The sequence below is a fragment of the Kribbella sp. NPDC051936 genome (assembly GCF_040680955.1).
In the GTDB taxonomy this organism is placed as follows: Bacteria; Actinomycetota; Actinomycetes; order Propionibacteriales; family Kribbellaceae; genus Kribbella.
Map to the genome: position 1 here is coordinate 397,531 of NZ_JBFAXS010000007.1, position 22,296 is coordinate 419,826.

The window sequence follows — 22,296 nt, forward strand, 5'->3', positions numbered from 1 at the left end:
CTCCGGCGGCGGGGGCGTGCTTTCAGAGTAAGCCCAAAAATCAGTCCAGTTGAACACTGGTCTCACCATGCCGACGTGACGATGCCCACAGCTCGAAGGCCGGAAAACCCTTACAGCGTTGACAACGCAGGACAACGGACCCTGTTTCCAACGATTCCCAGCCAATCAGCGATCCGCCCACAACGCAGCGGACCTTGGACCGGGATGTCCCGGGTCCAAGGTCCGCTTTTGGGGTCGTACTAGAGCTTGCGGCGGGTGCGGAGGTAGTCGCCGACCACCGCGGCGCCCAGACCGTCGGCGTCCGGCGCGACGACCCGCCCGCCGCTGCGGCGGGCCAGCAGGTCGACGAACGCGTTCAGCCGCGGGTCCTCGCCGAGCCGGAAGACGGTCAGCGAGGCGCCGAGCTTCGCGAGCCGGTCGACCTCGAAGATCGTCTTGCGGAGCGTCGCCGGCTCGGGCGGGTACGAGAACTCCGCCGTACCGTCGGGCTCGAGGTGCGCGGTCGGCTCCCCGTCCGTCACCATCAGCACGACCGGTTGCGCATCCGGGTGCCGCCGCAGGTGCCGGCCGGCGAGGAGCAGGGCGTGGTGCGCGTTCGTGCCCTGCTCCCAGGTGCCCTCCATACCGATCAGCTGTGGCAGCTCGACCACCCCGGCGTACCGGCCGAAGGTGATCAGCTGCAGCGCGTCGTTGCGGTACCGCGTCGAAATCAGCTGGTGCAACGCGAGCGCCGTCCGCTTCATCGGCAGCCAGCGGCCCTCCTGCACCATCGACCACGACGTGTCGACCAGCAACGCCACCGCGGCCCGCGCCCGGTGCTCGGTCTCCGCGATCTCCACGTCCGCGACGTCGAGCTTCACCGAACCGCTCCGCGAAGCAGTCCGCAGTACGGCGTTCCGCACGGTGCGCGGCACGTCCCACGGCTGGGTGTCGCCGAACTCCCACGGACGCGACGACCCGCTCAACTCACCGGCCGCGCCCGCGTTGGCCGCGTCCCGTTCACCGGATCCGCGCGCGGTCCGCAGTACGTCGGCCAGCGCCGTCTGCCCGAGCTGTCGCAACGCCTTCGGCGACAACCGCAGCGAGCCGTCGGGCGCACGCTCGATCAGCCCCTGGTCCCGCAGTTGCCGCTCCAGCTCGCTCAGCCGGCGCGCGTCGACGGTCGCCTCGTCGCCCAGCTGACGGGTGAGCGCGTCGAGATCGATGTCCTCCAGCCGCGCCCCCGGATACGACTGCGCCAACTGCTCGGCCAGCGCGTCCAGCTCCGCCAGATCGGACATCGCCCGGGCGCCGTCGGCGAGACCGAGCGGATCGTCACCGCTCATCTGCTCGGACCCGTACCAGTCCTCCCCCGGCCGCAGCGCCTGCAGCTGGGCGTCCAGCTGCGACAACTGCTGCGCGAGTTGCGGACTGCCGAACGCCTGCTGCGACAGCTCCATCAGCTCCGCCCGCTGCTCGGGCGTCATCGAGTTCAGCATCCGTTGCGCCGCGGCCGCCCGCTGCGCGAGCACGTCGATCAGCTCGTCGACGTTCCGCGGGTTCTCCGGGAAGAACTCGCCGTGCTTGGCCATGAACTCGTCGAACAGCTCGGGTACGTCGGGACGCCCCTGCGCATGCGCCGCGAGCAGCGCGTTCAGGTCCGTGAGCATCTCGTTGATCCGCTCGACGTCCTCGGGCGTCGTCTGCTGCAGGGCCTCCTTCATGCCCTCGAACCGCGACCCGAGCAGCTCCTTCCCGAGCAGCTCGCGGATCTCCTCGTACTTCTGCCGGGCCTCCGCCGAGTCCCACTGGTAGTTCGCCAGCTCCCGTACGGCGGCCGCCGTACCGGACGGGAGCGCGTCGAGCTCGGCTTCCTTGAACCGCGCGTCGTCGGACGGGTTCGGGAACAGCTCGCGCCGCTCCGCCTCCAGGGCCTCGTTGAGCAGCCGCTGGACGTCCTGCAGGGTGCCGTCGAGGTTGTGCCGCTGCTGGATCTCGCGGCGGCGCTCCCACAACCGGCGGGTCAGGTCGTCGAGGCCCTGGGTGTTCCGGGTGCCGCGCCGGAGAAGTTCCTCCAGCGCGGACCGCGGCGACGAGCCGTTCATGACGTCCCGGCCGATCTCGTCCAGGGCGTCCCGCAGGTCCGCGGGCGCCTGGAGCGGATCAGGCCCGTCGTGCCACGGCCCGTAGGACCAGCCTTCCGGGATGGACGCCGACATGTCAGGCCCCGTAGATCGTGGTGTCGTTGTCGGCGTCCTTCGCCACCCGTTTCGACAGGTAGAGCATCTCCAGGGCGAGCTCGACCGCGGCGGCGATCCGGCCGGAGGAGTCGTCCGGCTCCACGCCGGCGCGCGCGGCGACGTCGTGCAGGACCGGCAGCTCGGGCAGCGCGGCCAGCACCTCCCGGCCGGGCACCCGCTCACCCGTCGTCACAAGGTTGCCATCGGCAACAGCGTGGGCCAGCGGGGTGAGGTCGAGACCCGCGAACCGCTCGCGGGCGGTGTCGGCGACGGACCGGCGTAGCAGGTACTCGAGCAGCTCGATCTCGCGCCCTTCCTCCCCGGGCTCGAACTCGAGCTTGCCCCGCAGTACGGCGGGCACCGCCTCGAGGTCGACCGGCCGGGCCACCGCGGGCTCCTCACCGGTGATCGCGGACCGGCGCAGCGCGGCCGCGGCGATCGTCTCGGCCGCGGCGACCGCGAACCGGGCGGACACGCCGGACCGCTGGTCGATCGCCGTCGACTCGCGCAGGTGCCGGACGAACCGGGCCAGCACCTCCAGCAGCGGCTCGCCGACCTCGGCGGTGAACTCGGCCTCCTGCCGGATCACGTCCACCTCGGCGTCGATGTCGAGCGGGTAGTGGGTTCGGACCTCGGCGCCGAAGCGGTCCTTCAGCGGCGTGATGATCCGGCCGCGGTTGGTGTAGTCCTCGGGGTTGGCCGTTGCCACCAGCAACACGTCGAGCGGCAGCCGCAGCGTGTATCCGCGGACCTGGATGTCGCGCTCCTCCATCACGTTCAGCAGCGCGACCTGGATCCGCTCGGCGAGGTCGGGCAGCTCGTTGATCGCGACGATGCCGCGGTGTGAGCGCGGCACCAGCCCGAAGTGGATGGTCTCCGGGTCGCCGAGACTGCGGCCCTCGGCAACCTTCACCGGGTCCACGTCGCCGATCAGGTCACCGACCGACGTGTCGGGGGTGGCGAGCTTCTCGGCGTACCGCAACGAGCGGTGCAGCCAGGCGACCGGCAGGTCGTCACCGAGCTCGGCGGCCCGGCGGCGGGAGGCGGGCGTGATCGGGTCAAGTGGGTGCTCAGGCAGCTCCGCACCCTCGATCACCGGGGTCCACTCGTCGAGCAGACCGACCAGCGTGCGCAGCAGCCGGGTCTTGCCCTGACCGCGCTCACCGAGCAGGACGACGTCGTGCCCCGCGAGCAGGGCGCGCTCGAGCTGCGGGATCACCGTGCGGGTGAAGCCGACGATGCCGGGCCAGGGATCACGCCCGGCCCGGAGTTCTTTCAGCAGGTTGTCACGGATTTCGGCCTTGATCGACCGGGGAAGATATCCGGCGGCCCGGAGGTCACCGGCCTTACGAGGAAGTTCAGCAGGTGCACTAGTCACCCTGATGACGTTAGCTCGGTCACCCCAAATCGCGAGCGGTTTATCTCACCGCCTGGGCGTGACCCGGCCCGAGGTGAAGACGTGCGTGGGCCGGAACGTGACCGGCACCCACGGGTGCGCGGGCGACTCGCGGGTGACGAAATGGTCGCCGTCGGCCGGCGCGGTCGGGCGCAGCTCGTACTCGTGCTCGGGGTCCTCGGAGAACAGCAGCCGGTCACCGGTCGCGGTGTAGATCATCACCAGCTCGTCGTCACGCTTCGCGACGTCGAGCCGTACGCTGGCGCGTTCGTACCGCCCTGCGTGGCGGTCGTCGACGGGTACGTCGATCGGCTCCGGCGCGGGCGGATGCGCGACCCCGGCGTACTGCGTGAACACCTCGGACGCGAGTGGCTCGAAAAGGCGGGTGCCGTTGCCCGAGTTGGTCAGCAGGCACATCACCAGCCGCGCCTCCGGGTCGATCCGCAGGAACGCCAGCTGCGAGATCGTGGACCCGTCGTGCCCGAACAGCCGGCGACCGCCCCAGTCGTAGATCCGCCAGGTCAGGCCGAGATCGACGAAGCCGCCGATGCCTGCCGCGAACGGGACCTGCGGCTCCTGCATGACCGCGTACCGCTCGTCGGTCAGGTGCATCCGGGCGAACTCGAGCAGGTCGGCGGCGGTCGCGCTGATCGTCCCGGCCGGTCCGATGCTGCGCGGCAACTGCCAGGTCTTCACCCGCGAGCCGTCGGTGGCCAGGTGACCGACCGCGGCGCGTTCCAGGATCGCCTCTTCCGGCAGTGTCACCGTTCGGGCGAGGCCGAGCGGCTCGACCAGGCGGGCCTTCAGCGACTCGTCCCAGCTCCGGCCGTCGAGCACCTCGATCAGCCGGCCGAGCAGGACGAAGCCGGCGTTGCAGTACGAGTACGCCGTACCGGGCTCGAAGAGCTGGTCGACGCCGGCGAGCAGAGCGACGTACCGCTGGAGGCAGTCGTCGCCGCGGCCGGTGTCGGTGAACAGGTCGCCGTCGATGCCGCTGGTGTGGGTCAGCAGGTGACGGATCGTGATCCGTGGGTCGACCGGCGCTTCGGGCAACAGTTCGACGAGCGGGTCGTCCAGCCGCAGCCGCTCCTCGGCGGCCAGCTGCACGATCATCGACGCGGTCCACGGCTTGCTGATCGAGCCGATCTGGAACAGGGAGTCGGCCGTGGTCTCGACACCGGTCGCCGCATTCAGGACGCCGTACGGCGCGATGGTCGTCTCGCCGTCGTGCCAGATCCCGAGCACCGCGCCGGTGACCTCGGCCGCCGCCGCCAACTCGCTCAACCGCGCAGACCAGTCAGGCATGGGCCCAACCTACGTGCTGGTGGGGTGCCGAAGGACAGGAGGTGTCCGGTCCAGCCGGCCCGGACGAGCGAGCGTCGAGCGGCAGATCGGTTCGACCCGGTCGACACCTCCTGTCGTTCGGGCCCGCCTAGGCTGTGGCGCGTGGACGGGATTCCGGATGTGATCGCCCCTGGGTTGCGGGTGCTGTTCTGTGGGATCAACCCGGGACTGATGTCGGCGGCGACGGGGCATCACTTCGCCCGGCCGGGGAACCGGTTTTGGCCGGCCCTGCACCGGAGCGGGTTCACACCCCGGCAGCTGCACCCGAGTGAGCAGCAGGAGTTGCTCACCTATCGGCTCGGGATCACCAATGTCGTCGACCGGCCGTCGGCGAAGGCGGCCGAGCTGACGCGGGCCGAGCTCGTCGCGGGCGGCGAGAACCTGGTCAAGAAGGTCCTCGACGTCCAGCCGGAGTGGCTGGCGGTCCTCGGCGTCACCGCGTACCGGGACGCCTTCGGGGAACGGGTGGCGACAGTGGGCAAGCAGGACCGGACGATCGGCGCGACCCGAGTCTGGGTGCTGCCGAACCCGAGCGGCCTGAATGCCCACTACACGTTGCCGAAACTCGCGGAGGCGTTCGCGGAGCTCGAACGGATCAGTTGAGCGCCTTGCGCAGGGTCGAGATCGCCAGCTCGATCGCGGCGTTCGCGGCGTAGGTGTCGCGGAGCGCGTCCAGCATCACGAAGTCGTGGATGATCGCCGCGAACCGGACCGCGGTCGTCGGCACCCCGGCTTCGAGCAGCTTGGCCGCGTACGCCTCGCCCTCGTCCCGCAGTACGTCGGCCTCACCGGTGATGACGAGCGCCGGCGGCAGGCCCTGCAGCTGCTCGGTCGTCGCCCGCAGCGGGGACGCGGTGATCTGGTTGCGCTCGTTCTCGTCGGTCGTGTACTGGTCCCAGAACCACTTCATCCCGTCCAGCTGCAGGAAGTACCCCTCGGCGAACTCCTGGTACGACGCGGTGTCGAAGGACGCGTCCGTGACCGGGTAGAACAGCACCTGCTGGACGAACTTCACGTCGCCGCGCTCCTTCGCGAGCAGCGTGACGGCGGCCGTCATGTTCCCGCCGACCGAGTCGCCGGCGATCGCCAGCCGCTGCGCGTCCAGGCCGTGCTCCTTGCCGGAGGCAATGATCCAGCGGGCGACGGCGTAGCTCTGCTCGATCGCGTGCGGGTAGCGCACCTCCGGCGAACGGTCGTACTCCGGGAACACCACCGCGGCGCCCGCGCCGACGGCGAGCTCACGCACCAGCCGGTCGTGGGTGTGCGCGTCGCCGAACACCCAGCCGGCGCCGTGGATGTAGAGGATGACCGGCAGCACACCGGTCGCACCCTGCGGCTTGACGATCCGCGCCTTGGTGCCGTCCGCGGCGGTCACCCACTCCTCGTCGACCGGGAGCTTCGGGTAGTCGGTGGTCTGCGCCTCGTCGACGGCCTTGCGGCCCTCCTCGGGTGACAGCTGGAACAGGAACGGGGGCTTCGCGGTCGCATCGGCGAAAGCCTGGGCGGCGGGCTCGAGAACGGTCATGGTCATCCTCCTGTCGATCGCGGAGAACGCTCGTTCTCCGCTGCGTTTGCTACTGTAGGAGAACGATGGTTCTCCGCGCAAGGTGGCGCGGGTCACCCCGGGAGGCGGGAATGGTTCTGGACACGGCGACGGCGCAGCAGCAGGTGCTGGACGCGGCCGACGCGCTGTTCTACGAGCGTGGTGTGCAGGCGGTCGGGATGGACGCGATCCGGGCGGCGTCCGGGGTGTCGCTGAAACGGCTCTACCAGCTCTTCCCGTCCAAGGACGCCCTCATCGAGGCGTACCTGGACCGCCGGGACGCGCTCTGGAAGTCGATGCTCGCCGAGCACGTCGAGGCGCAGACCGATCCGCGCGAGCGCATCCTCGCGGTGTTCGACTTCCTCTACGACTGGTCGAGCCAGCGCGACTACCGCGGCTGCGCGTTCATCAACGCGTTCGGTGAGCTGGGCGCGGTGTCGCCACGGGTCGCCGAGATGGCCTCGCGGCACAAGGAAGGGTTCCGGCAGGCTCTCACCGAGCTCGCCCAGGAGGCCGGCGCGGGCGATGCCGACCGGCTCGCGGACCACCTGATCCTGCTCAGCGAGGGCGCGATCACCCGGGCCGCGATCTCCGGCTCGGCCGACCCCGCGTTGCGCGCCCGGGAAGCCGCGACGATGATCCTGGACGCGTCGACGAAGGCCTGACACCACCCATTGGGCAGGATGGGCGCATGCGCCTGCCCGAGCTGTTGCGATCGATCGACGGACTCTCGCGCGGACAGCGCGTACGCCTGCTCGCCGACCGGGCGCCGGAGCTGACCGGGCTCCTCGACGAACTGGCTCGCGGCTCGGCCTTCGAGCGCGTCCTCGGTCTGCAGATCGCCGAGGTCACGCGCCAGGCGCCGTACGTGAGCCGGATGCTGCGCGACCCGGATCCGGCCGTGCAGAGCCGGGCGCTCGCGGCCGTCGCCCGCGGGGTGCCGGTCACGGACGACGAACTGCGCATCGCGTACGACGACGCGCCCGCGGCGCTGCGGTCGAAGCTGGTCTCCCTGGTACGGCGACAGCGGCGCGAGCATCTGGCCGTACGGCTGATCGACGAGCACCGCGCGCGGTGGGGTGACGTGGCGGCGACCGCACTGCTCGCCGCGACGGACCAGGAGACTGTCGAGCGGCTGCTGCCCGAGCTGGCGTATTGCGTGACGCCAAGTGGTTGGCGTCAGCTCGCGAAGCACCACCCGGACGCAGTGCTGGCGTTTGCGCGCCAGACGCTTCCGGCTGACGACGAGTGGTGGCAGGGCGTCGGCCACGGTGTCACTGCAGCGCTCGATGTAGAGCTGATCAAGCAGGCCGTCCCCGCGCACGACCTCCCGATCGCAGTGCTCGACATCCTCGGTCCGCTGACGGACCTGGATCCCGGGGGCGTGCTGCAGCTGCTACTGGCACCTGACCGGCGCCGTACGGTGTCGCGGGCTCTCACGCCGGCGTTCCGGCGTCGTCTGCACAGATACTCCGATGAGGACCTCGTCAGTCTCGGCCGGGTCCTCTGGCCGCAGCTCGGCGGTGTGCTGGGCGTTCTGCCACCGTCTCGGCGCGCAGTCATCTTCGCCGCGGTCACACAACATGTCGACCTGGGTCAGGCGCAGCTGAGTACCGAGCTGTTGGAGGCACTGCCACACGCTGTGCGTGCTGAGCAGACACGCCGGATGCTGACACTGCCAGCCAGCTCAGATGGGGCGTGGCGACGCAGTGTCGCCGGTCATCTGCCCTTTGACGAGGCGTTTGCGCTGCTGGAACCGGACGTCCGTGATCCCGATGCGGCAGTGCGCAGCTCGGTGTACCAGGCGGTGATCCGGTCCGCCGGGTACGGCAGGCAGCCGGAGCAGGTCGTGCAGGCTGTCACGTGGGCGGCCGGCCGGGTCCGCAACGACCAGGACACTGTGCGACTCAACGCCGTACAGGCTGTCGTGGAGTTGCCGCCGACGCTGTTGACGGACGCGCTGCCCGAGTCGCTGGACTTGTTGCTCACCGATGCGCTGGCGGCGAGAGACGTCTCATGGGCGACGCGGCGGGCGTTGACGCAACTGGCCGAGCACGCCGTCGTCCGCGGCGCCGTCGACGACCGGCCCGGCGTACTGGAGTGGGGGCTGCAGGCGCACGCGCGGTTGTCCGAGAACACGGGCTCGCTGAGCCTGTACGGCCTGGTCGACGGTCTGCCGCGCGGGCGTGAGGTCCAGGTGTACGACGTCCTGCGGCATTCGATCGAGGCGGCGGCGAAGCGGAACGAGTTCGGTCTGGCGCTTGCGGTGGCGGGAGCCTTCGGCCGGCGCGTGTGGTCGCTGGAGCCGTTGCAGCAGGTGCTGGAGCAGGCGGTCTGGTCGAACCAGGAGTACACCGTGCAGTCCGCGTGTCGGTACTGGCTGGACGCACCGGCTACACGCTCGGCCCGCGTTGAGCAGATCATTGCTCGCGACGTACGGATGGCCCGCTGGCATCCGGTGTGGTGGGTCGTCACCGAGTTGCGCACCGATCTGCTCGACCAGGTGTTCGCGGCGGCAGACCGGATCCGCCGGTTCGACCGGAACAGTGCCGCGTGGGAGGTGCCGAGCTACGCGCTGCGGCAGTGGTTGCCACGACAGCAGGCCCGGTACGCCGAGTTGCTGGTCGGCGTCGCGCGTGACGAGCGGATGCCGGAGTGGTACCGGGCGTCGGCGGTGAAGACGCTGGGGCGCGTGCCGGTGGCGGGACGGGCCGCGTTGGACGAGTTTCTCGCTAGTTCCGACGTACTGCTGCAGGAGGCCGCGCTGGCCGCGTTGGCGTGGACGGAACGACCTGACTTGGCCATGCCGCTGCTGCTCGCGCATGTAGGGGACGATCGCGCGCGGGTTGCTGTTTATGCCGCTGCCCGGGCGGCGCGGTTCGTGCGGCCGAGTCGGCTGCCTGGGCTGCTCCAGCCGGTGCTTTCTGGCGACGGTGTGAAGGTCACGTCGCGGAAAGAGGCCGTGCGGCTGCTCGGTGAGCTCAGGGCGCCGGGGGCCGGCGCCGTACTCACAGAGACGTGGTCCGGTGCGCATCGGGATGTGCGGGCGGCTATTGCGCGGACTGTGTCGCAGTACTTGCTGTACGACCCGGCGGCGTGGGCTGTGTTGGAGCAGGCTGTTCACGATTCGCCGGCGACCGCCACGGCGTTGACTGCGCGGCGCCCGTACGACGTACCTGTGGCGTATCGCTCGCGGTACGCCGACCTGCTGATCGCTGTGACGACACGGGCTGAGCCTGAGGTTGTCGGGGCGGCGTTGCACGCGCTGCGGGGGTGGGCGCGGTACAACTCCGCAGCAGCTCGGGTGTGTGCGGACTTCATCAGCCGGCTGGAGCTGCGTAGCCGCGTGTGGCGGGACGCGGTCTCGGCTTTGGTCTCCTTCTTGGCTACCGATGCGCCCGCGGGGCTGGACGAGGTGGTCGAGGCTGTCCGGCTGCTGGTGCGTCTCGAACGGGATCCATCGCTGCCGGACGCGTTGCCGGACCGGGATCACCCGGCGCGGCAGCGGCTCACGTATCTGGTGCGTCAGCTGTCTGCTCACTTCGCCAACCGCTCCGCCGACGTCCGCAGCCACCTGCGGGCCGTCGCTTCTGAGCTTGCCGGAGCGGACCTTCTCGAGCTCCGTCTGCAGCTCCTGGTCCTCTCACATGACGACCTGCGTGTCCTCACCAACGAGCTCCGCGAACTGGTCGCCGACGACGCTCTCGCCGCAGCCACAGCCGCCGACCTCGTCCGCGCCCGCCTGTCCGCAACAGAACCGACCTGGACACCCGCCGCCGTACTCCACGTCGCCGAGTCCCTCGTCCGGTCCCCCGACCTGGCATCCGGCCTGCTGGCCCACGCCCTCCTCACCACAGCCGGCCCCCGAGCCGGCTGGCCACCCGACTGGCGAGCCCTCCTAGTTGCCCTCCGCAACCACCCGGCACCGCCAGTCCGCCGCCACGCCCTCGACCTCACTACATCCCAGGAGTAACCAGACTCCGGCCGTTTGGTGCGGTGTACGGGCGGATCAGGTGGGTGGATTCTCCTTTTCGGCCTCGCGGGCGCGTTTGCGGCGTTTGCCTTCGTGCATGGCGGCGACGCGGGCAACCGGGATGGCGCGGCCTTCCTCGAGTACGTCGTCGGGGATGGCTTGTGGCTCGGGGAGCTGTTCGGCCCAGGGGTCGCGGTCGGCGAGGAGGGCGGGAGCGGTGCGCACGGTGAAATCGCGCGGGGCAACGTTCTCCAGGTCGTCCCACCCGACCGGGTACGAGACTGTCGCACCGGGACGGACCCGCGGGCTGTACGCCGCGACCACCGTCGCACCGCCTGACCGCGTCGAGTCGACGAACACCTTCCCGTGCCGGTCCTCCTTGATGTACGCCGTGGTCGCGATCGCCGGATCGATCTTCTCGGCGCGCGCCGCGATCGCCCGCGTGGCAGCCGCCGCGTCCTCGATCGTCACAGTGTCGACAATCGGCACGATCACGTGCACACCCTTCGCGCCGCTCGTCTTCACCGCACCCGCCAGCCCGGAGTCGGTCAGCGCCTGCCGCACCAGTAGCGCGGCCTGGACAGCCATCGCGAACGTCTCCCCCTCCGGCGGGTCGAGGTCGAGCACCAGGTGCGTGACGCGGTCCCAGCGCTCGGCACGCATCAGCGTCGGGTGGTACTCCACAGCGCGCTGGTTCGCGAACCACAGCAGCGTCCGGCGGTCGTCGCACAACGCGTACGACACCTGGCGTTTCGACGCCTCCGCCCACACCTGCACGGTCTGCACCCAGTCCGGCGTGTACTTCGGGACGTTCTTCTGCATGAACTTGGGCTGTCCCGGCCGGATCCGCACGACCGACAGCGGCCGCCCGCGCAGCTCCGGCAGGATCCGTTCGTGCACAGCGTCGAGGTAGTCGACCAGGTCCCGCTTCGTGGCGTCAGCCCCGTCGAACAGCGGCTGATCCAGATTGGTCAGGTCGACCCCGTCCCGCGTCTCATCCGGCTTGCTGGCCATTCCCCGAGCTTAGAAGGCGCGCCAGTGCATCGAGAACCACCTTTCCTCTCCGGGTTGCAGCGTGTGCGCGCGGCGTCGCGGGACAGCGCGTCGTCGGCGCCAGGTCGGGATCGTGCGGGATTCGTTCAAGACGCGGACGGCGTACCGCTCGTAGCGTCACGGCATGATTCTTGTGACCGGTGGGCTCGGCATGATCGGCGCCCATACCGCCCGCGCGCTGCTCGATCTGGGCGAGGACGTTGTCGTCACGTCGCACCGCCGAGGTGATGTGCCGTCGTTCCTCGACGGGAAGGTCGTGGTCGAGTCCTTGGACGTGACCGACCGGGACGCGTTCCTCGCGCTTGGGCAGCGGTACGCCGTCCGCGACATCGTGCACCTCGCCGGCAGCATCCCGGCCGACGATCCGGTCGCGTACTTCCGGGCCGACATGACCGGCCTGTTCAACGCGCTCGACGCGGCGCGGGTCTGGGGTGTACGGCGATTCGCGGTCGCGAGCAGCCTCGGGGTGTACATCGGGCAGGGCGAAAGCCCTTGGTACGAAGGGCTCGCGCTACCGGACGCGGAGTTGCCGCACCTGATCGTCGCGTTCAAGAAGGCGGTCGAGCCGATCACCACCCACGCTTTGCAGGGCACCGGCGTCGACCCCGTCGTGCTGCGGATCGGGTCGACGTGGGGGCCGCTGATGGATCCGGAGTCCCCGTTCAACTTCATCCCGCCGTATGTCAGCGCCGTACTGCGGGGCGAGACGCCGGCGCCACTGTACGCCGAGGACGGCGGCGACTCGTGCTATGCGCCCGATGCCGGCCGCGCGATCGCCCTGCTCATCACGGCCGACCGGCTCAACCACACGACGTACAACGTCTCCAGCGGCCGGCCGATACGCCACGGCGACCTCGCCGACGCGCTCAACGTCCCGAGCAAGCCCGGCGGCCAGCCGGGCCCGCGCCTGGACATCAGCCGCCTCACCGCGGACACCGGTTTCATCCCGCAATACGACACGCCCGAGGCCGTCGCCCACTACGTCGCCTGGCGCTCCGAGAACTCCCGCTGACAGAACCGGGAACACCAAATGGTGTGTGGGGACAAGGTATTACTTGTCCCCACACACCATTACTTGTCGTCGGTTCGCGGGGATGGGTGGTTGGGTGTTCGGTGTGAGGCTCGTTCTACTGTGCGGGAAGTCGTTCTCCGGGAAGAGCACGGTGGCGCGCGTGCTGGCGCCGCGACTGGAGGCGCGGATCGTCAGCCTCGACGAGATCAACGAGCGGCGCGGGCTGTGGGGCGGTGACGGCATTCCTGTCGATGAATGGATCCGGACCCACGAGCTGGCGTCGGACGAGGTTCGTGGGCTGCTGAGCGCGGGGGCGTCTGTGGTCGTCGACGACACGAGTTCGCCGCGGTTCCTGCGGGACGGGTGGCGGTCGCTGGCGGCGGGTGCGGGTGCCGGATTCACCTTGCTGTACGTCGATGTGGACGACGCGACTGTACGGCGGCGCCGGGCCGAGAACCTTGTCGATCCGCGGCGGCGGGACGTCGGGGTCGACGTCCTGGAGGAGCACCTTGCCGGGTTCGAGCCGCCGGGGGACGACGAGGGCGCTGTACGGGTGCGATCCGTCGAGGACCTGGATCAGGTGTGGAGGGTCGGGCGGTAGACGAGCTCCTGGGTGTTGCCGTCGAGGGTTCGGGACTCGAGGAGTTCGAGGTCGAAGTCGGCGGCGCCGCCGAAGATCGGGTCGGAGCCGGTGCGGCCGGAGATGACCGGGAAGATCGTGACCTGGACGCGGTCGACGAGGCCGGCGGCCATCAGCGCGCGGTTCATCGCGAGGCTGCCGTGCGAGCGCAGCGGCAGGTCGGACTCCTCCTTCAGCCGGGCGACGACGTCGACCGCGTCGCCGTGGGCGAGGGTTGCGTTCGCCCAGTCCAGCGGGCCGTCGAGCGTGGTCGAGACGACCGTCGACGGCATCGCCATCATCCGGTTGTTCACCGGGTCGTCGACCTTCGGCGCGCTGCTCGGGCCGAGGATGTCGAGGAACAACCGGTACGTGTTCGCACCCAGCACCAGCCGCTGCTCCGAGTTGTACGAGTCCAGCCGCCGCTCGAGAAACTCCGGCCCGGCCTTGCCCCAGTAGCCGCCCCAGTCCCCGTTCTCGTCGTACGAACCGAACCCGTCGAGCGTGCAGAAGATGTCGAAGGTGTAGGTCGCGGTCATGATGCTCTCCTCGGTTAGGCCGGTGCGCTCTTTGTCCATCCAACGAATGCCGAACCCGAGATCCGACACCTACCCAGCAGATTCTCTTGCAGACGGGACGGGTAGCGGGCCGGGACGGCTGCACCCGTTTCGCACATCCAAATCACCCAGGCGGCAGGGCTGAGCACCGGTCAACTTCGCCGACGCGGTCAGGTTGCGCTGCGAGCCATACGCGCCGCCGAAGGCGACCAAAACAGTCGCCGCGACGCGCGGTCCGTTCGCCGGCGTCTTCCCCAGGCGGGACAACAACAGCCGTCTTGCACCCCAGCACCCGGCACCCGGCACCCGGCACCCGGCACCCGGCCACGATCCACCGCACCGCAGCGATCAGGTCACACTGCGCACGCCGCCGGAGGCGGCCAAAGAACAGGCACCGCGAAGCGGTGTCCTTTCGCGGCTGTCCGGGAGGGATCAGCCGCCGGAGACGCCGATTTCTGCGTCGGCGAGATCGGCCGTCAGGCCGTCGGTGTCGTCGAGCCAGCCTTGTGGGAGGACGATGTGGTCGCGGGGGCTGCCTTGGCGTCCGCGGGGGGCGCCGAGTTCGGCGACCGGGAACGGGACGCTGCGGTCGAGTTCCTCCAGCAACTCGTCCAGCCGGGCGAGTGAGTCGACCATGCCGAGCGCGGCGCGGAGCTCGCCGCCGGCCGGGAAGCCCTTCAGGTACCACGGGACATGCTTGCGGAAGTCGCGCAGGCCGCGCTGCTCGCCCATCAACTCCGCGAGCAGTTCGCCATGCCGGCGCATCACGTCCGCGACCTCGCCGAGCGTCGGCAGGTTGAGCGCCTCACCACCGGAAAACGCGACCGCGAGATCGCGGAACAGCCACGGCCGGCCGAGGCAGCCGCGTCCGACGATCACGCCCGCGCAGCCCGTCTCGGCGACCATCCGCAAGGCGTCGCCGGCTTCCCAGATGTCGCCGTTGCCGAGCACCGGGATATCCACGTGCTCGACCAGGGCTGCGATCGTGGACCAGTCCGCCTGCCCCGAGTACGCCTGTGACGCCGTACGACCGTGGAGCCCGATCGCCGCCGCACCCGAGTCCGCAGCGATCCGCCCCGCGTCCAGGTAGGTCTGGTGGTCGAGGTCGATCCCGATCCGGGTCTTCATCGTGACCGGCACGCCGTACGGCGTGGCGGCGTGTACGGCCGAGCGCAGGATCGCGCCGAGCAGGTTCCGCTTCCACGGCAGCGCCGCGCCGCCGCCCTTGCGGGTCACCTTCGGGACCGGGCAGCCGAAGTTCAGGTCGATGTGCGCGACGCCGTACGAGTCGCAGAGGATCTGCACGGCGCGCCCGATGTACGTCGGGTCGACGCCGTACAGCTGCACCGACCGCACGGTCTCGCGCGCGTCGAACGTCAGCATGTCGAGCGACTTCTGGTCGCCCTCGACGATGCCGCGCGACGTGATCATCTCGCACACGTACAGCCCGGCGCCCTGCTCGGCGCACAGCCGCCGGTACGCCGCGTTCGTGATGCCGGCCATCGGCGCCAGCACCACCGGCGTCTCGATCGTCAGATTTCCCAGGTGCAGCATGTCAGGCCTTCGCCACCAGCACCTGTCCGTCGCCGGAAACCTGTGCTTTGTAAGGCTGTACGGCGTTGGCGGTGGTCGTCACGTCGCACGCGATCGGCTCGCCGGAATGCTTGACGACGGCAACATCGTCCATCGTGCAGGTCACCTTCGCGGCGTCCGTGACGGTCCGGAGCACGGCGTCCACGACCTTGGCGCGAACGATCGCGACCGACTGCGAGGTGAACTTGTACGACGCCGAGTACTGCCTGGCGTCGACCGTCAGCGTGCCGGTGTAGGGCTTCCCGGCGTACGTCACCGTACAGGTCAGCTCGTGCTTGCCGGCGGTCTCGACCGTGTCGATGCCGGGGCACTTCACGGTCGTCGCGGCGGCCTTGCCGGCCGTGACCTGGGCCTGCTTCGCGATCGCGAACGTGATCCGCTCGGCGAGCGGCGCGTCGGACTCCGGTTCCCCGGTGACCTTCGGCGTCGGCCAGGGCTTCGACGGTGTCGGCAGCGCGGTCAGCGTCGGTGTCGACGCGGTCGGGATCGGCGCGCTCGACGGCGGCGCGCTCGTGGCGGGCGCCGTCGGCGACGTCCCCGCCTCGGGCTTGGTGTCCGAGCAGGACACCAGCGCGAGCAGCGCCACGGCCACCAGTCCGAAGACGGCCAGATCCCGAATCGGCTTCATCGTCAGCAACCCACCAGGTGCTGGGCGAGATACCCGGTGACCTCGGTGAGGGCGACCCGCTCCTGCTTCATCGAGTCCCGCTCCCGGATCGTCACGGCGTGGTCTTCGAGGGTGTCGAAGTCGACGGTGATGCAGTACGGCGTACCGATCTCGTCCTGGCGGCGGTAGCGGCGGCCGATCGCGCCGGCGTCGTCGAAGTCGACGTTCCAGTTCTGCCGCAGCTCGGCGGCCAGGTCGCGCGCCTTCGGCGAGAGGTCGGCGTTGCGGGACAGCGGCAGCACGGCGGCCTTGACCGGCGCGAGCCGCGGGTCGAACCGCAGGACCGTCCGCTTGTCGACGCCGCCCTTCGCGTTCGGCGCCTCGTCCTCGGTGTACGCGTCGAGCAGGAACGCGAGCACGTTGCGGGTCAGGCCGGCCGCGGGCTCGATCACGTACGGCGTCCAGCGCTCGCCCTTCTCCTGGTCGAAGTACGACAGGTCGGCGCCGGAGTGCTTGGAGTGCGTGGTCAGGTCGAAGTCGGTGCGGTTCGCGATGCCCTCGAGCTCGTCGAACTCCTTGCCGCCGAAGTTGAACCGGTACTCGATGTCGACGGTGCGCTTGGAGTAGTGGCTCAGCTTCTCCTTCGGGTGCTCGTAGAACCGCATGTTGTCCGGGTTCAGCCCGAGGCCGGTGTACCAGTCCCAGCGCGCCTTCAGCCAGTACTCGTGCCAGTCCTCGTCGGAGCCGGGCTCGACGAAGAACTCCATCTCCATCTGCTCGAACTCGCGGGTCCGGAAGATGAAGTTGCCCGGGGTGATCTCGTTGCGGAAGCTCTTGCCGACCTGGGCGATCCCGAACGGCGGCTTCTTCCGCGCGGTGCCCATCACGTTCGCGAAGTTGATGAAGATGCCCTGCGCGGTCTCCGGGCGGAGGTAGTGCAGGCCCTCCTCGGACTCGACCGGGCCGAGGTAGGTCTTCAGCAACCCGTTGAACATCCGCGGCTCGGTGAAGGTGCCCTTGTTACCGCAGTTCGGGCAGGCGATCTCGGCCAGCTCGACCGCTTCGGGATCCTTGTTCTTGCGGCGGGCGAAGTCCTCGCGCAGGTGGTCGTCGCGGAACCGCTTGTGGCAGGACTGGCACTCGGTCAGCGGGTCGACGAACTCGGCCAGGTGGCCGGATGCCTCCCAGACCTGGGTCGGCAGGATCACCGAGGAGTCCAGGCCGACGATGTCGTCGCGGCCGGTCACCATCGTCCGCCACCACTGGGTGCGCACGTTGTTCTTCAGCTCGACGCCGAGCGGCCCGTAGTCCCAGGCCGACTTGGTACCGCCGTAGATCTCGCCGCACGGATAGACGAAGCCCCTGCGCTTGCTGAGGCTGACGACGGCATCGACGGTTTCCACGGGCACTTTTCGACTCCAGAACGGGCACAGAACGGGTACAGAACGGGTACTGACAGATCTACGGAAGGAACCAGGCTATCGGTCCGGGGTGGCCGCGACCGAATCCGTGCTACGGCAGCAGGTCCTCGTACGCGGTCGGCTCGTCGATCGCCTCGGACAGCAGCGGCACGGCGGTCAGCTTCACGTCGTACGGCGACAGCGCCCGCCGGTAACTTCCGACGTTCTCGAACTCCAGCGTCAGCGCGAGCAGCTCCGGGTCGTCGACGTTGCGCCCCGTGCGGGCCGCGACGAACCCCTTCTGCAGGGCCAGCACGTCCACGGCTGCCTGCAAGCGCTCGCCGAACGCGGCCTGCTGGGCCTCACCCACCCGGAACCTGATCACCACGAACACCCGGATCACCTTACGGTAAGCGATCGTCACTTCCCCCGGTGGCGGGCTCCGGCGCACAGTGGCGGTATGGATGAGCGTGTGGTCGGCCGGGCCGGGGAACTCGGCGTCCTCGCCGGCCTCCTCGACGAGGTCGACCGCGGCCGCGGCCAGGGTGCGCTCCTGATCGGCGACGCCGGGATCGGGAAGTCGGCCACGGCATCGGCCTTCGCGGACACCGTGCGCGATCGCGGGTACGCCGTCGCCTGGGGCCGGTGCCCTGAGACGGAGACCCTGCCCTACTGGCCGTGGCGGCAGGCGTTCCGGGCACTTGGACTGAGCACCGCGCTGCCCGAGTCGGCGGCCACTGGCCGGGCCACTGTCTTCGTGGAGATTGCCGATCAGCTCGCCGCGGCGACCGCCGAGCGGCCCGCGATCGTCATCCTGGAGGACGTCCATCTGGCCGACGGTCCGACGCTGACGTTGCTGCGTTTCGTGGCCGGACTCGTTCCCGAACTCCACTGCCTGCTCCTGATCAGCAGCCGTGACAACGCGGTCGACGTCCCCGAGCGCGCCGCGGAGACCTTGCGGGCGATGCCGCCCGCGTTCGTCCGCTTGCCGCTCGCCGGTCTGGACCGGGCCGCGACCGCTCAGCTGGTGGAGCGGGTGATCGGTGCCGGCGTGGATCCCGGGTACGCCGCCGACGTCCATGCGCGGACCGGAGGCAATCCGTTCTTCGTCCAGGAGCTCGCCCGGCTGCATGCGGCCCGCGGTACGACGTCCACGGAAACCCCGACCGGCGTCCGCCAGGTACTCGAACGGCGCCTCGCCCGCCTCAACCAACCGGCGTACGACGTTCTCGCGACGGCCTCGGTCCTCGGTGAGGAGGTGGAACTCGACGTGCTGGCGGCCGTCGAGCAGACGGCGACGACCGATGTCCTGGCCGTTCTCGGTGACGCGACGGCCGCTCGGTTGTCCGAGATCGAAGGTGATCGGTTCCGTTTCGCACACTCTCTCGTCCGCGAGGTCGTCTACTCCGGTCTCGGTGCCGTACGGCGGTCGGATCTGCACCTGCGGGCCGCCCAGGAACTCACCGGACGCTGTTGCCCGACCGGGGTGCACAACGTGACCCACGGTCTGCCGCTGGTGGATACCTGCTGCAGCGCGGACCTGCTCGAGGCCAATGCCGGAAGGGTCGCCGCGCACTACCGTGCCGCGGTCGGTCACCCTGAGGCCGGCGATCTGTCGCGGGAGTTCGCGCTCATCGCCGCTCGGGCCGCGATGCGCCGTTCGGGCTACGAACAAGCGGCGCACTTCTACCGCTGGGCAGGCGACATCGATCCGGCGGTACGCCTCGAACTCGGCGAGGCCCAGGTGCTGGCCGGCGAACTTACCAGCGGACGGGAAACCCTGCGTGGTGTCGCGCGCGAGGCCGCGGCCGCCGGTCAGGCGGAGACAGTCGCCAGGGCGGTGCTGGCGATGGGCGGCGGCGTTGGTGGGTTCGAGGTCGACCTGACCGACATCGAGCAGGCCCAGTTGCTCGAACAGGTGGTGCCCGAGCTGCCCGACGCCGCTCTCAAGGCCGCGGCCGTCGCCCGGCTCGCCCTCGGGCAGACCCTCACCGATCACGGCGACCGGCCGCGGGACCTGGCGGAACAAGCTGTGGCGCTGGCCCGGGAAGCGGGCGATCCGCGCGCCGAGGTCGCCGCACTGGCGGCGTGGTGCGACGTGCACGCGGGGCCCGACCACGTGGCCGAACGGGTCGCCGCCGCCGAACGCATGCTGGCGACCGCGTCCGCGATCGGCGATGTGGCCCTCGTGCTGCTCGCCCGCCGCCAACTAGTCGTAGCTCTGCTCGAACAAGGCCGGTTCGCGGAGGCAGACGGGCAGATCGCGGCGTTCGCGCACACCGTGCGGCCACTCGGCCTGCCCCTGCACAGCTGGCTGGTGCCGATCTGGCAGGGCATGCGCGCACTGATGACCGGCCGCCTGGACGAAACGACGGCGTGCATCGACCAGGCGTCCCGGCTCGCCGAGGAGGCGGACAGTGTGAACGCCCGCCTGATGGTGTTCGCGCTGCGGTCCGCCCACGCTTGCGCGACCGGGACGATGCCGTCGCTGCGCGCGTACCTCGAGGAGGTGATGACGCCGTACGGCGGCAACCCGATGGCAGACGGCCCGTACGCCTTCTACTCGATCCAGGCCGGCGTGCTCGACCGCGGCCGCGGCATCGTCCGCCATCGCGTCCGCGACGGTCTGGACGCGATCGTCAAGGACGCCGAATGGCTGGAGTCGATCGCGTTCTTCGGTGAAGCCGCGCGGCTCGTCGCCGACGACGAGGCAGCGGCACTCGCGTACGACGCGCTGGCGCCGTACGCCGATCTGTGGGTGATCGACGGGATCGGCGGCGCGTGTCTCGGGACCGTCTCGCTGTTCCTCGGCCGGCTGGCGGCTCAGCTGGGACGCCCGGAGGCGCGCCGGCTGCTCGAGTCCGCGCTCGACGCGCACCGGGCGGTGGACGCCGGAACGCTGACCGCCGAGACCGAGAAGGCGCTGGCAGAGCTGGGCGGTGGTCGGGTCCACCGCGCGGTCGACGCCGGCGAACTCTGCCGGCTCGGTGCGACCTGGGCGGCGACCTGGCGCGGAGTGACCGCACATGTGCCGGATTCCAAGGGAGTTCGCGACCTGGCGATCCTGCTGGCCCGGCCGCGTACTCCGGTCAGTGTGCTCGACCTGTCCGGACCCGGGCGGGTGGCCGGCGGCGACCTCGGCCCGGTGCTCGACGACCGGGCGCGGACGGCGTACCGCGAACGGCTGCTCGAACTGGAGGACGATCTGGTCGAGGCGGAGGCGGGCAACGATCTGGCCCGCGCCGAGAACGACCGGGCGGAGCGGGACTTCCTGACCCGTGAGCTCGCCGGCGCACTCGGACTCGGCGGACGGGCCCGTACCGCGGGTGACCCGGTCGAGCGGAGCCGGAAAGCGGTCTCGATGCGCATCACGGCCGCGATCAAGGCGATCGACCAGGTTCATCCGGCGCTCGGGCGGCACCTGCGCGTCTCGATCCGCACCGGCCGTCAGTGTGTGTACGAACCCGAGGACGAGGTCACCTGGCATTGCCAGTCCGCACCTGGCGCCTGAGGTGGTGAAGGCAGTACCTACCTCAGGAGGGATCGACATGACCACCACCGACACCACGACCGACACCACGACCGACCTAGCCGCTGCGGAAGCCTTGATGGGGCGGATGTTCGGTGCGGCGCTGGGCGCCGCCGAGCTCTTCACGGTCTACCTCGGCGACGTCCACGGGCTCTACCGGGCGATCGGCGAGAGCGGTCCGGCCACCGGCGCCGAGGTCGCCGGCCGGACCGGTCTCGACCACCGGTACGTCGTCGAATGGCTGCAGTCACAGGCGATCAGCGGCCTGCTCACGATCGACGGCACCGACGTCGCGACCGATCGGTACGACCTGGCGCCGGGGATCCGCGAGACGCTGCTCGACCCCGCGAACCCCTTCTTCGCTGCCGGGCTCGCCGCGATCCTCCCCGCCGTCGGGCACGCGTTCCCGCAGCTCGTGGAGGCGTTCCGCAGCGGCGCCGGCGTCCCGTACACGGCGTACGGCCAGGAGGCGGTCATCGCCCAGGAGGCCCTCAACCGGCCGGCCTACGTCAACTCGCTCGTCGCCGAGTGGATCCCGGCGGTTCCCGGCCTGCACGACGTCCTGTCCCGCGGCGCGCGGGTCGCGGATCTGGGCACCGGCGCCGGCTGGTCGGCGATCGAGCTCGCGAAGGCGTACCCGGCGGTCCGCGTCGACGGTTACGACAACGACGAGGACTCGATCACCCGGGCCCGCCGCAACGCCGCGGAGCAGGGCGTGGCCGACCGCGTCGACTTCGAGGTCCGCGACATCACCGGGGTCGCCGCGGACGGGACGCGGTACGACGTGGTGACGTTCTTCGAGTGCCTGCACGACTTCGCGCACCCGGTCGACGCGCTGACCGCAGCCCGGGAGGCGCTCGCACCAGGCGGTTCGGTGATCGTCATGGACGAGCGCGCCGACGAGGTGCTGGCCGCGCCCGGCGACGAGGTGCAGCGGTTCCTGGCCGCGGCCAGCGTGATCTGGTGCACGCCACAGGGCCGGGTCGACGAGGACTCCGAGGTCGTCGGCACGATGCTGCGCCCGGACGGATTGCGCCGACTGGCCGGAAAGGCCGGGTTCGGATCGGTCGACGTGCTGCCGATCGACCACCCGTTCTGGCGGTTCTACCGGCTGCACCCGTAGTGGTTCCGCGACCTGGAACAATGGCTTCATGAGCACCCCCAGCAGTCCGTTGCGGCAGCGGATCACGAAGATCAGCTATCCGTACGTCGCCAAGCTGCACGCCGCGCCCAAGTTGACGTTGCCGGGGATCACGTTGGTGCTGGCGCTGGTCGGAGTGTTCGCTCCGGTGCCGGTGGGGGTGCCTGCGTTGGTGTTGCTGGCGTTGCTGCTGGGGTGGCTGGCGTTCCTGTCGTGGCCGGCGGTGACGAACGGGCCGCGGTTCCTGCGGATCTTCTCGATCCTCGTGATCCTGCTGTTCGCGGTCTCGCGGATCGCGACCGGCTGAGCC

18 protein-coding genes are annotated in these 22,296 nt (G+C 70.1%); 8 read left to right on the forward strand and 10 right to left on the reverse strand.

Features of this window, described 5'->3' with window-relative positions; translation table 11 throughout:
* Nucleotides 1-239: 239 nt before the first annotated feature.
* From AB0L64_RS26280 to AB0L64_RS26290, 3 genes are read right to left on the reverse strand one after another with little or no spacing between them, the layout of a single operon-like run.
* On the reverse strand, nt 240-2,198 hold the full coding sequence (locus AB0L64_RS26280) for a VWA domain-containing protein (RefSeq protein WP_363714129.1): 1,959 nt from the start codon (nt 2,196-2,198) through the stop codon (nt 240-242).
* Between the two features lies 1 nt (nt 2,199).
* Nucleotides 2,200-3,597, reverse strand: coding sequence for a sigma 54-interacting transcriptional regulator (locus AB0L64_RS26285; RefSeq protein ID WP_363714131.1), 1,398 nt, complete (start codon nt 3,595-3,597; stop codon nt 2,200-2,202).
* Nucleotides 3,598-3,642: 45 nt separating this feature from the next.
* Nucleotides 3,643-4,920 (reverse strand): serine hydrolase domain-containing protein, encoded by a 1,278-nt coding sequence (locus tag AB0L64_RS26290; protein WP_363714133.1) that lies wholly within the window; start codon nt 4,918-4,920, stop codon nt 3,643-3,645.
* A gap of 141 nt (nt 4,921-5,061) precedes the next feature.
* Between AB0L64_RS26290 and mug the strand changes: the two genes are divergently transcribed.
* The gene (mug, locus tag AB0L64_RS26295; protein WP_363714135.1) at nt 5,062-5,562 is read left to right on the forward strand and encodes a G/U mismatch-specific DNA glycosylase; all 501 of its coding nucleotides are present in this window, start codon (nt 5,062-5,064) and stop codon (nt 5,560-5,562) included.
* Here mug and AB0L64_RS26300 read toward each other — a convergent pair.
* Entirely contained in the window at nt 5,555-6,484 is a 930-nt protein-coding gene (locus AB0L64_RS26300) for an alpha/beta hydrolase (protein WP_363714137.1), read from the reverse strand. The two genes, mug and AB0L64_RS26300, sit on opposite strands and share 8 nt — an antisense overlap.
* A gap of 110 nt (nt 6,485-6,594) precedes the next feature.
* On the opposite strand from AB0L64_RS26300, the gene AB0L64_RS26305 reads away from it, so the two are divergent.
* Nucleotides 6,595-7,167 carry a TetR/AcrR family transcriptional regulator gene (locus AB0L64_RS26305; protein ID WP_363714139.1) on the forward strand — a complete coding sequence of 191 codons (573 nt, stop codon included), beginning with the start codon at nt 6,595-6,597 and terminating at the stop codon, nt 7,165-7,167.
* A gap of 26 nt (nt 7,168-7,193) precedes the next feature.
* Nucleotides 7,194-10,475 carry a hypothetical protein gene (locus tag AB0L64_RS26310; protein ID WP_363714141.1) on the forward strand — a complete coding sequence of 1,094 codons (3,282 nt, stop codon included), beginning with the start codon at nt 7,194-7,196 and terminating at the stop codon, nt 10,473-10,475.
* Nucleotides 10,476-10,511: 36 nt separating this feature from the next.
* On the opposite strand, the gene ligD is transcribed toward AB0L64_RS26310, so the two are convergent.
* A complete protein-coding gene (gene ligD, locus AB0L64_RS26315) occupies nt 10,512-11,489 on the reverse strand; it encodes a non-homologous end-joining DNA ligase (protein WP_363714143.1) in 978 nt (325 codons plus the stop codon).
* 163 nt (nt 11,490-11,652) lie between these two features.
* Here ligD and AB0L64_RS26320 point away from each other — a divergent pair, with 163 nt between their 5' ends.
* Both AB0L64_RS26320 and AB0L64_RS26325 read left to right on the forward strand, forming a co-directional pair.
* Complete coding sequence (locus AB0L64_RS26320; RefSeq protein WP_363714145.1) at nt 11,653-12,540, forward strand: NAD(P)-dependent oxidoreductase; 888 nt, start codon at nt 11,653-11,655, stop codon at nt 12,538-12,540.
* A gap of 103 nt (nt 12,541-12,643) precedes the next feature.
* Nucleotides 12,644-13,141, forward strand: a complete 498-nt coding sequence (locus AB0L64_RS26325) for an ATP-binding protein (RefSeq protein WP_363714147.1) — start codon at nt 12,644-12,646, stop codon at nt 13,139-13,141.
* Here the strand turns inward: AB0L64_RS26325 and AB0L64_RS26330 are convergent.
* From AB0L64_RS26330 to AB0L64_RS26350, 5 genes are all read right to left on the reverse strand, one after another.
* The gene (locus AB0L64_RS26330) at nt 13,117-13,698 is read right to left on the reverse strand and encodes a dihydrofolate reductase family protein (protein ID WP_363714149.1); all 582 of its coding nucleotides are present in this window, start codon (nt 13,696-13,698) and stop codon (nt 13,117-13,119) included. The two genes, AB0L64_RS26325 and AB0L64_RS26330, sit on opposite strands and share 25 nt — an antisense overlap.
* Nucleotides 13,699-14,148: 450 nt before the next feature.
* Nucleotides 14,149-15,270, reverse strand: a complete 1,122-nt coding sequence (dusB, locus tag AB0L64_RS26335; RefSeq protein ID WP_363714151.1) for a tRNA dihydrouridine synthase DusB — start codon at nt 15,268-15,270, stop codon at nt 14,149-14,151.
* Nucleotide 15,271: 1 nt separating this feature from the next.
* Nucleotides 15,272-15,937: a hypothetical protein gene (locus AB0L64_RS26340; protein WP_363714153.1), complete on the reverse strand. Its 666-nt coding sequence runs from the start codon at nt 15,935-15,937 to the stop codon at nt 15,272-15,274.
* 2 nt (nt 15,938-15,939) lie between these two features.
* Complete coding sequence (locus AB0L64_RS26345; protein ID WP_359932311.1) at nt 15,940-17,325, reverse strand: glycine--tRNA ligase; 1,386 nt, start codon at nt 17,323-17,325, stop codon at nt 15,940-15,942.
* Nucleotides 17,326-17,428: 103 nt separating this feature from the next.
* Nucleotides 17,429-17,740: an antibiotic biosynthesis monooxygenase gene (locus AB0L64_RS26350; protein WP_363714155.1), complete on the reverse strand. Its 312-nt coding sequence runs from the start codon at nt 17,738-17,740 to the stop codon at nt 17,429-17,431.
* 36 nt (nt 17,741-17,776) lie between these two features.
* Here AB0L64_RS26350 and AB0L64_RS26355 point away from each other — a divergent pair, with 36 nt between their 5' ends.
* Genes AB0L64_RS26355 through AB0L64_RS26365 form a run of 3 tightly spaced genes read left to right on the forward strand, consistent with a single transcriptional unit; the run spans nt 17,777 to nt 22,293 of the window.
* Entirely contained in the window at nt 17,777-20,827 is a 3,051-nt protein-coding gene (locus AB0L64_RS26355) for an AAA family ATPase (protein ID WP_363714157.1), read from the forward strand.
* 37 nt (nt 20,828-20,864) lie between these two features.
* A complete protein-coding gene (locus AB0L64_RS26360; protein ID WP_363714159.1) occupies nt 20,865-21,968 on the forward strand; it encodes a class I SAM-dependent methyltransferase in 1,104 nt (367 codons plus the stop codon).
* 28 nt (nt 21,969-21,996) lie between these two features.
* Nucleotides 21,997-22,293 (forward strand): DUF6703 family protein, encoded by a 297-nt coding sequence (locus AB0L64_RS26365; RefSeq protein ID WP_355688907.1) that lies wholly within the window; start codon nt 21,997-21,999, stop codon nt 22,291-22,293.
* Nucleotides 22,294-22,296 lie beyond the last annotated feature (3 nt).

Excerpts from the sequence above, each read along its gene's own strand:
- AB0L64_RS26365 (WP_355688907.1), top strand. The coding sequence starts at position 21,997 with ATGAGCACCCCCAGCAGTCCGTTGCGGCAGCGGATCACGAAGATCAGC.
- AB0L64_RS26290 (WP_363714133.1), bottom strand. The coding sequence starts at position 4,920 with ATGCCTGACTGGTCTGCGCGGTTGAGCGAGTTGGCGGCGGCGGCCGAG.
- dusB (WP_363714151.1), bottom strand. The coding sequence starts at position 15,270 with ATGCTGCACCTGGGAAATCTGACGATCGAGACGCCGGTGGTGCTGGCG.
- ligD (WP_363714143.1), bottom strand. The coding sequence starts at position 11,489 with ATGGCCAGCAAGCCGGATGAGACGCGGGACGGGGTCGACCTGACCAAT.
- AB0L64_RS26300 (WP_363714137.1), bottom strand. The coding sequence starts at position 6,484 with ATGACCGTTCTCGAGCCCGCCGCCCAGGCTTTCGCCGATGCGACCGCG.
- AB0L64_RS26280 (WP_363714129.1), bottom strand. The coding sequence starts at position 2,198 with ATGTCGGCGTCCATCCCGGAAGGCTGGTCCTACGGGCCGTGGCACGAC.
- AB0L64_RS26310 (WP_363714141.1), top strand. The coding sequence starts at position 7,194 with ATGCGCCTGCCCGAGCTGTTGCGATCGATCGACGGACTCTCGCGCGGA.
- AB0L64_RS26340 (WP_363714153.1), bottom strand. The coding sequence starts at position 15,937 with ATGAAGCCGATTCGGGATCTGGCCGTCTTCGGACTGGTGGCCGTGGCG.
- AB0L64_RS26355 (WP_363714157.1), top strand. The coding sequence starts at position 17,777 with ATGGATGAGCGTGTGGTCGGCCGGGCCGGGGAACTCGGCGTCCTCGCC.
- AB0L64_RS26320 (WP_363714145.1), top strand. The coding sequence starts at position 11,653 with ATGATTCTTGTGACCGGTGGGCTCGGCATGATCGGCGCCCATACCGCC.
- AB0L64_RS26330 (WP_363714149.1), bottom strand. The coding sequence starts at position 13,698 with ATGACCGCGACCTACACCTTCGACATCTTCTGCACGCTCGACGGGTTC.
- AB0L64_RS26360 (WP_363714159.1), top strand. The coding sequence starts at position 20,865 with ATGACCACCACCGACACCACGACCGACACCACGACCGACCTAGCCGCT.
- AB0L64_RS26305 (WP_363714139.1), top strand. The coding sequence starts at position 6,595 with ATGGTTCTGGACACGGCGACGGCGCAGCAGCAGGTGCTGGACGCGGCC.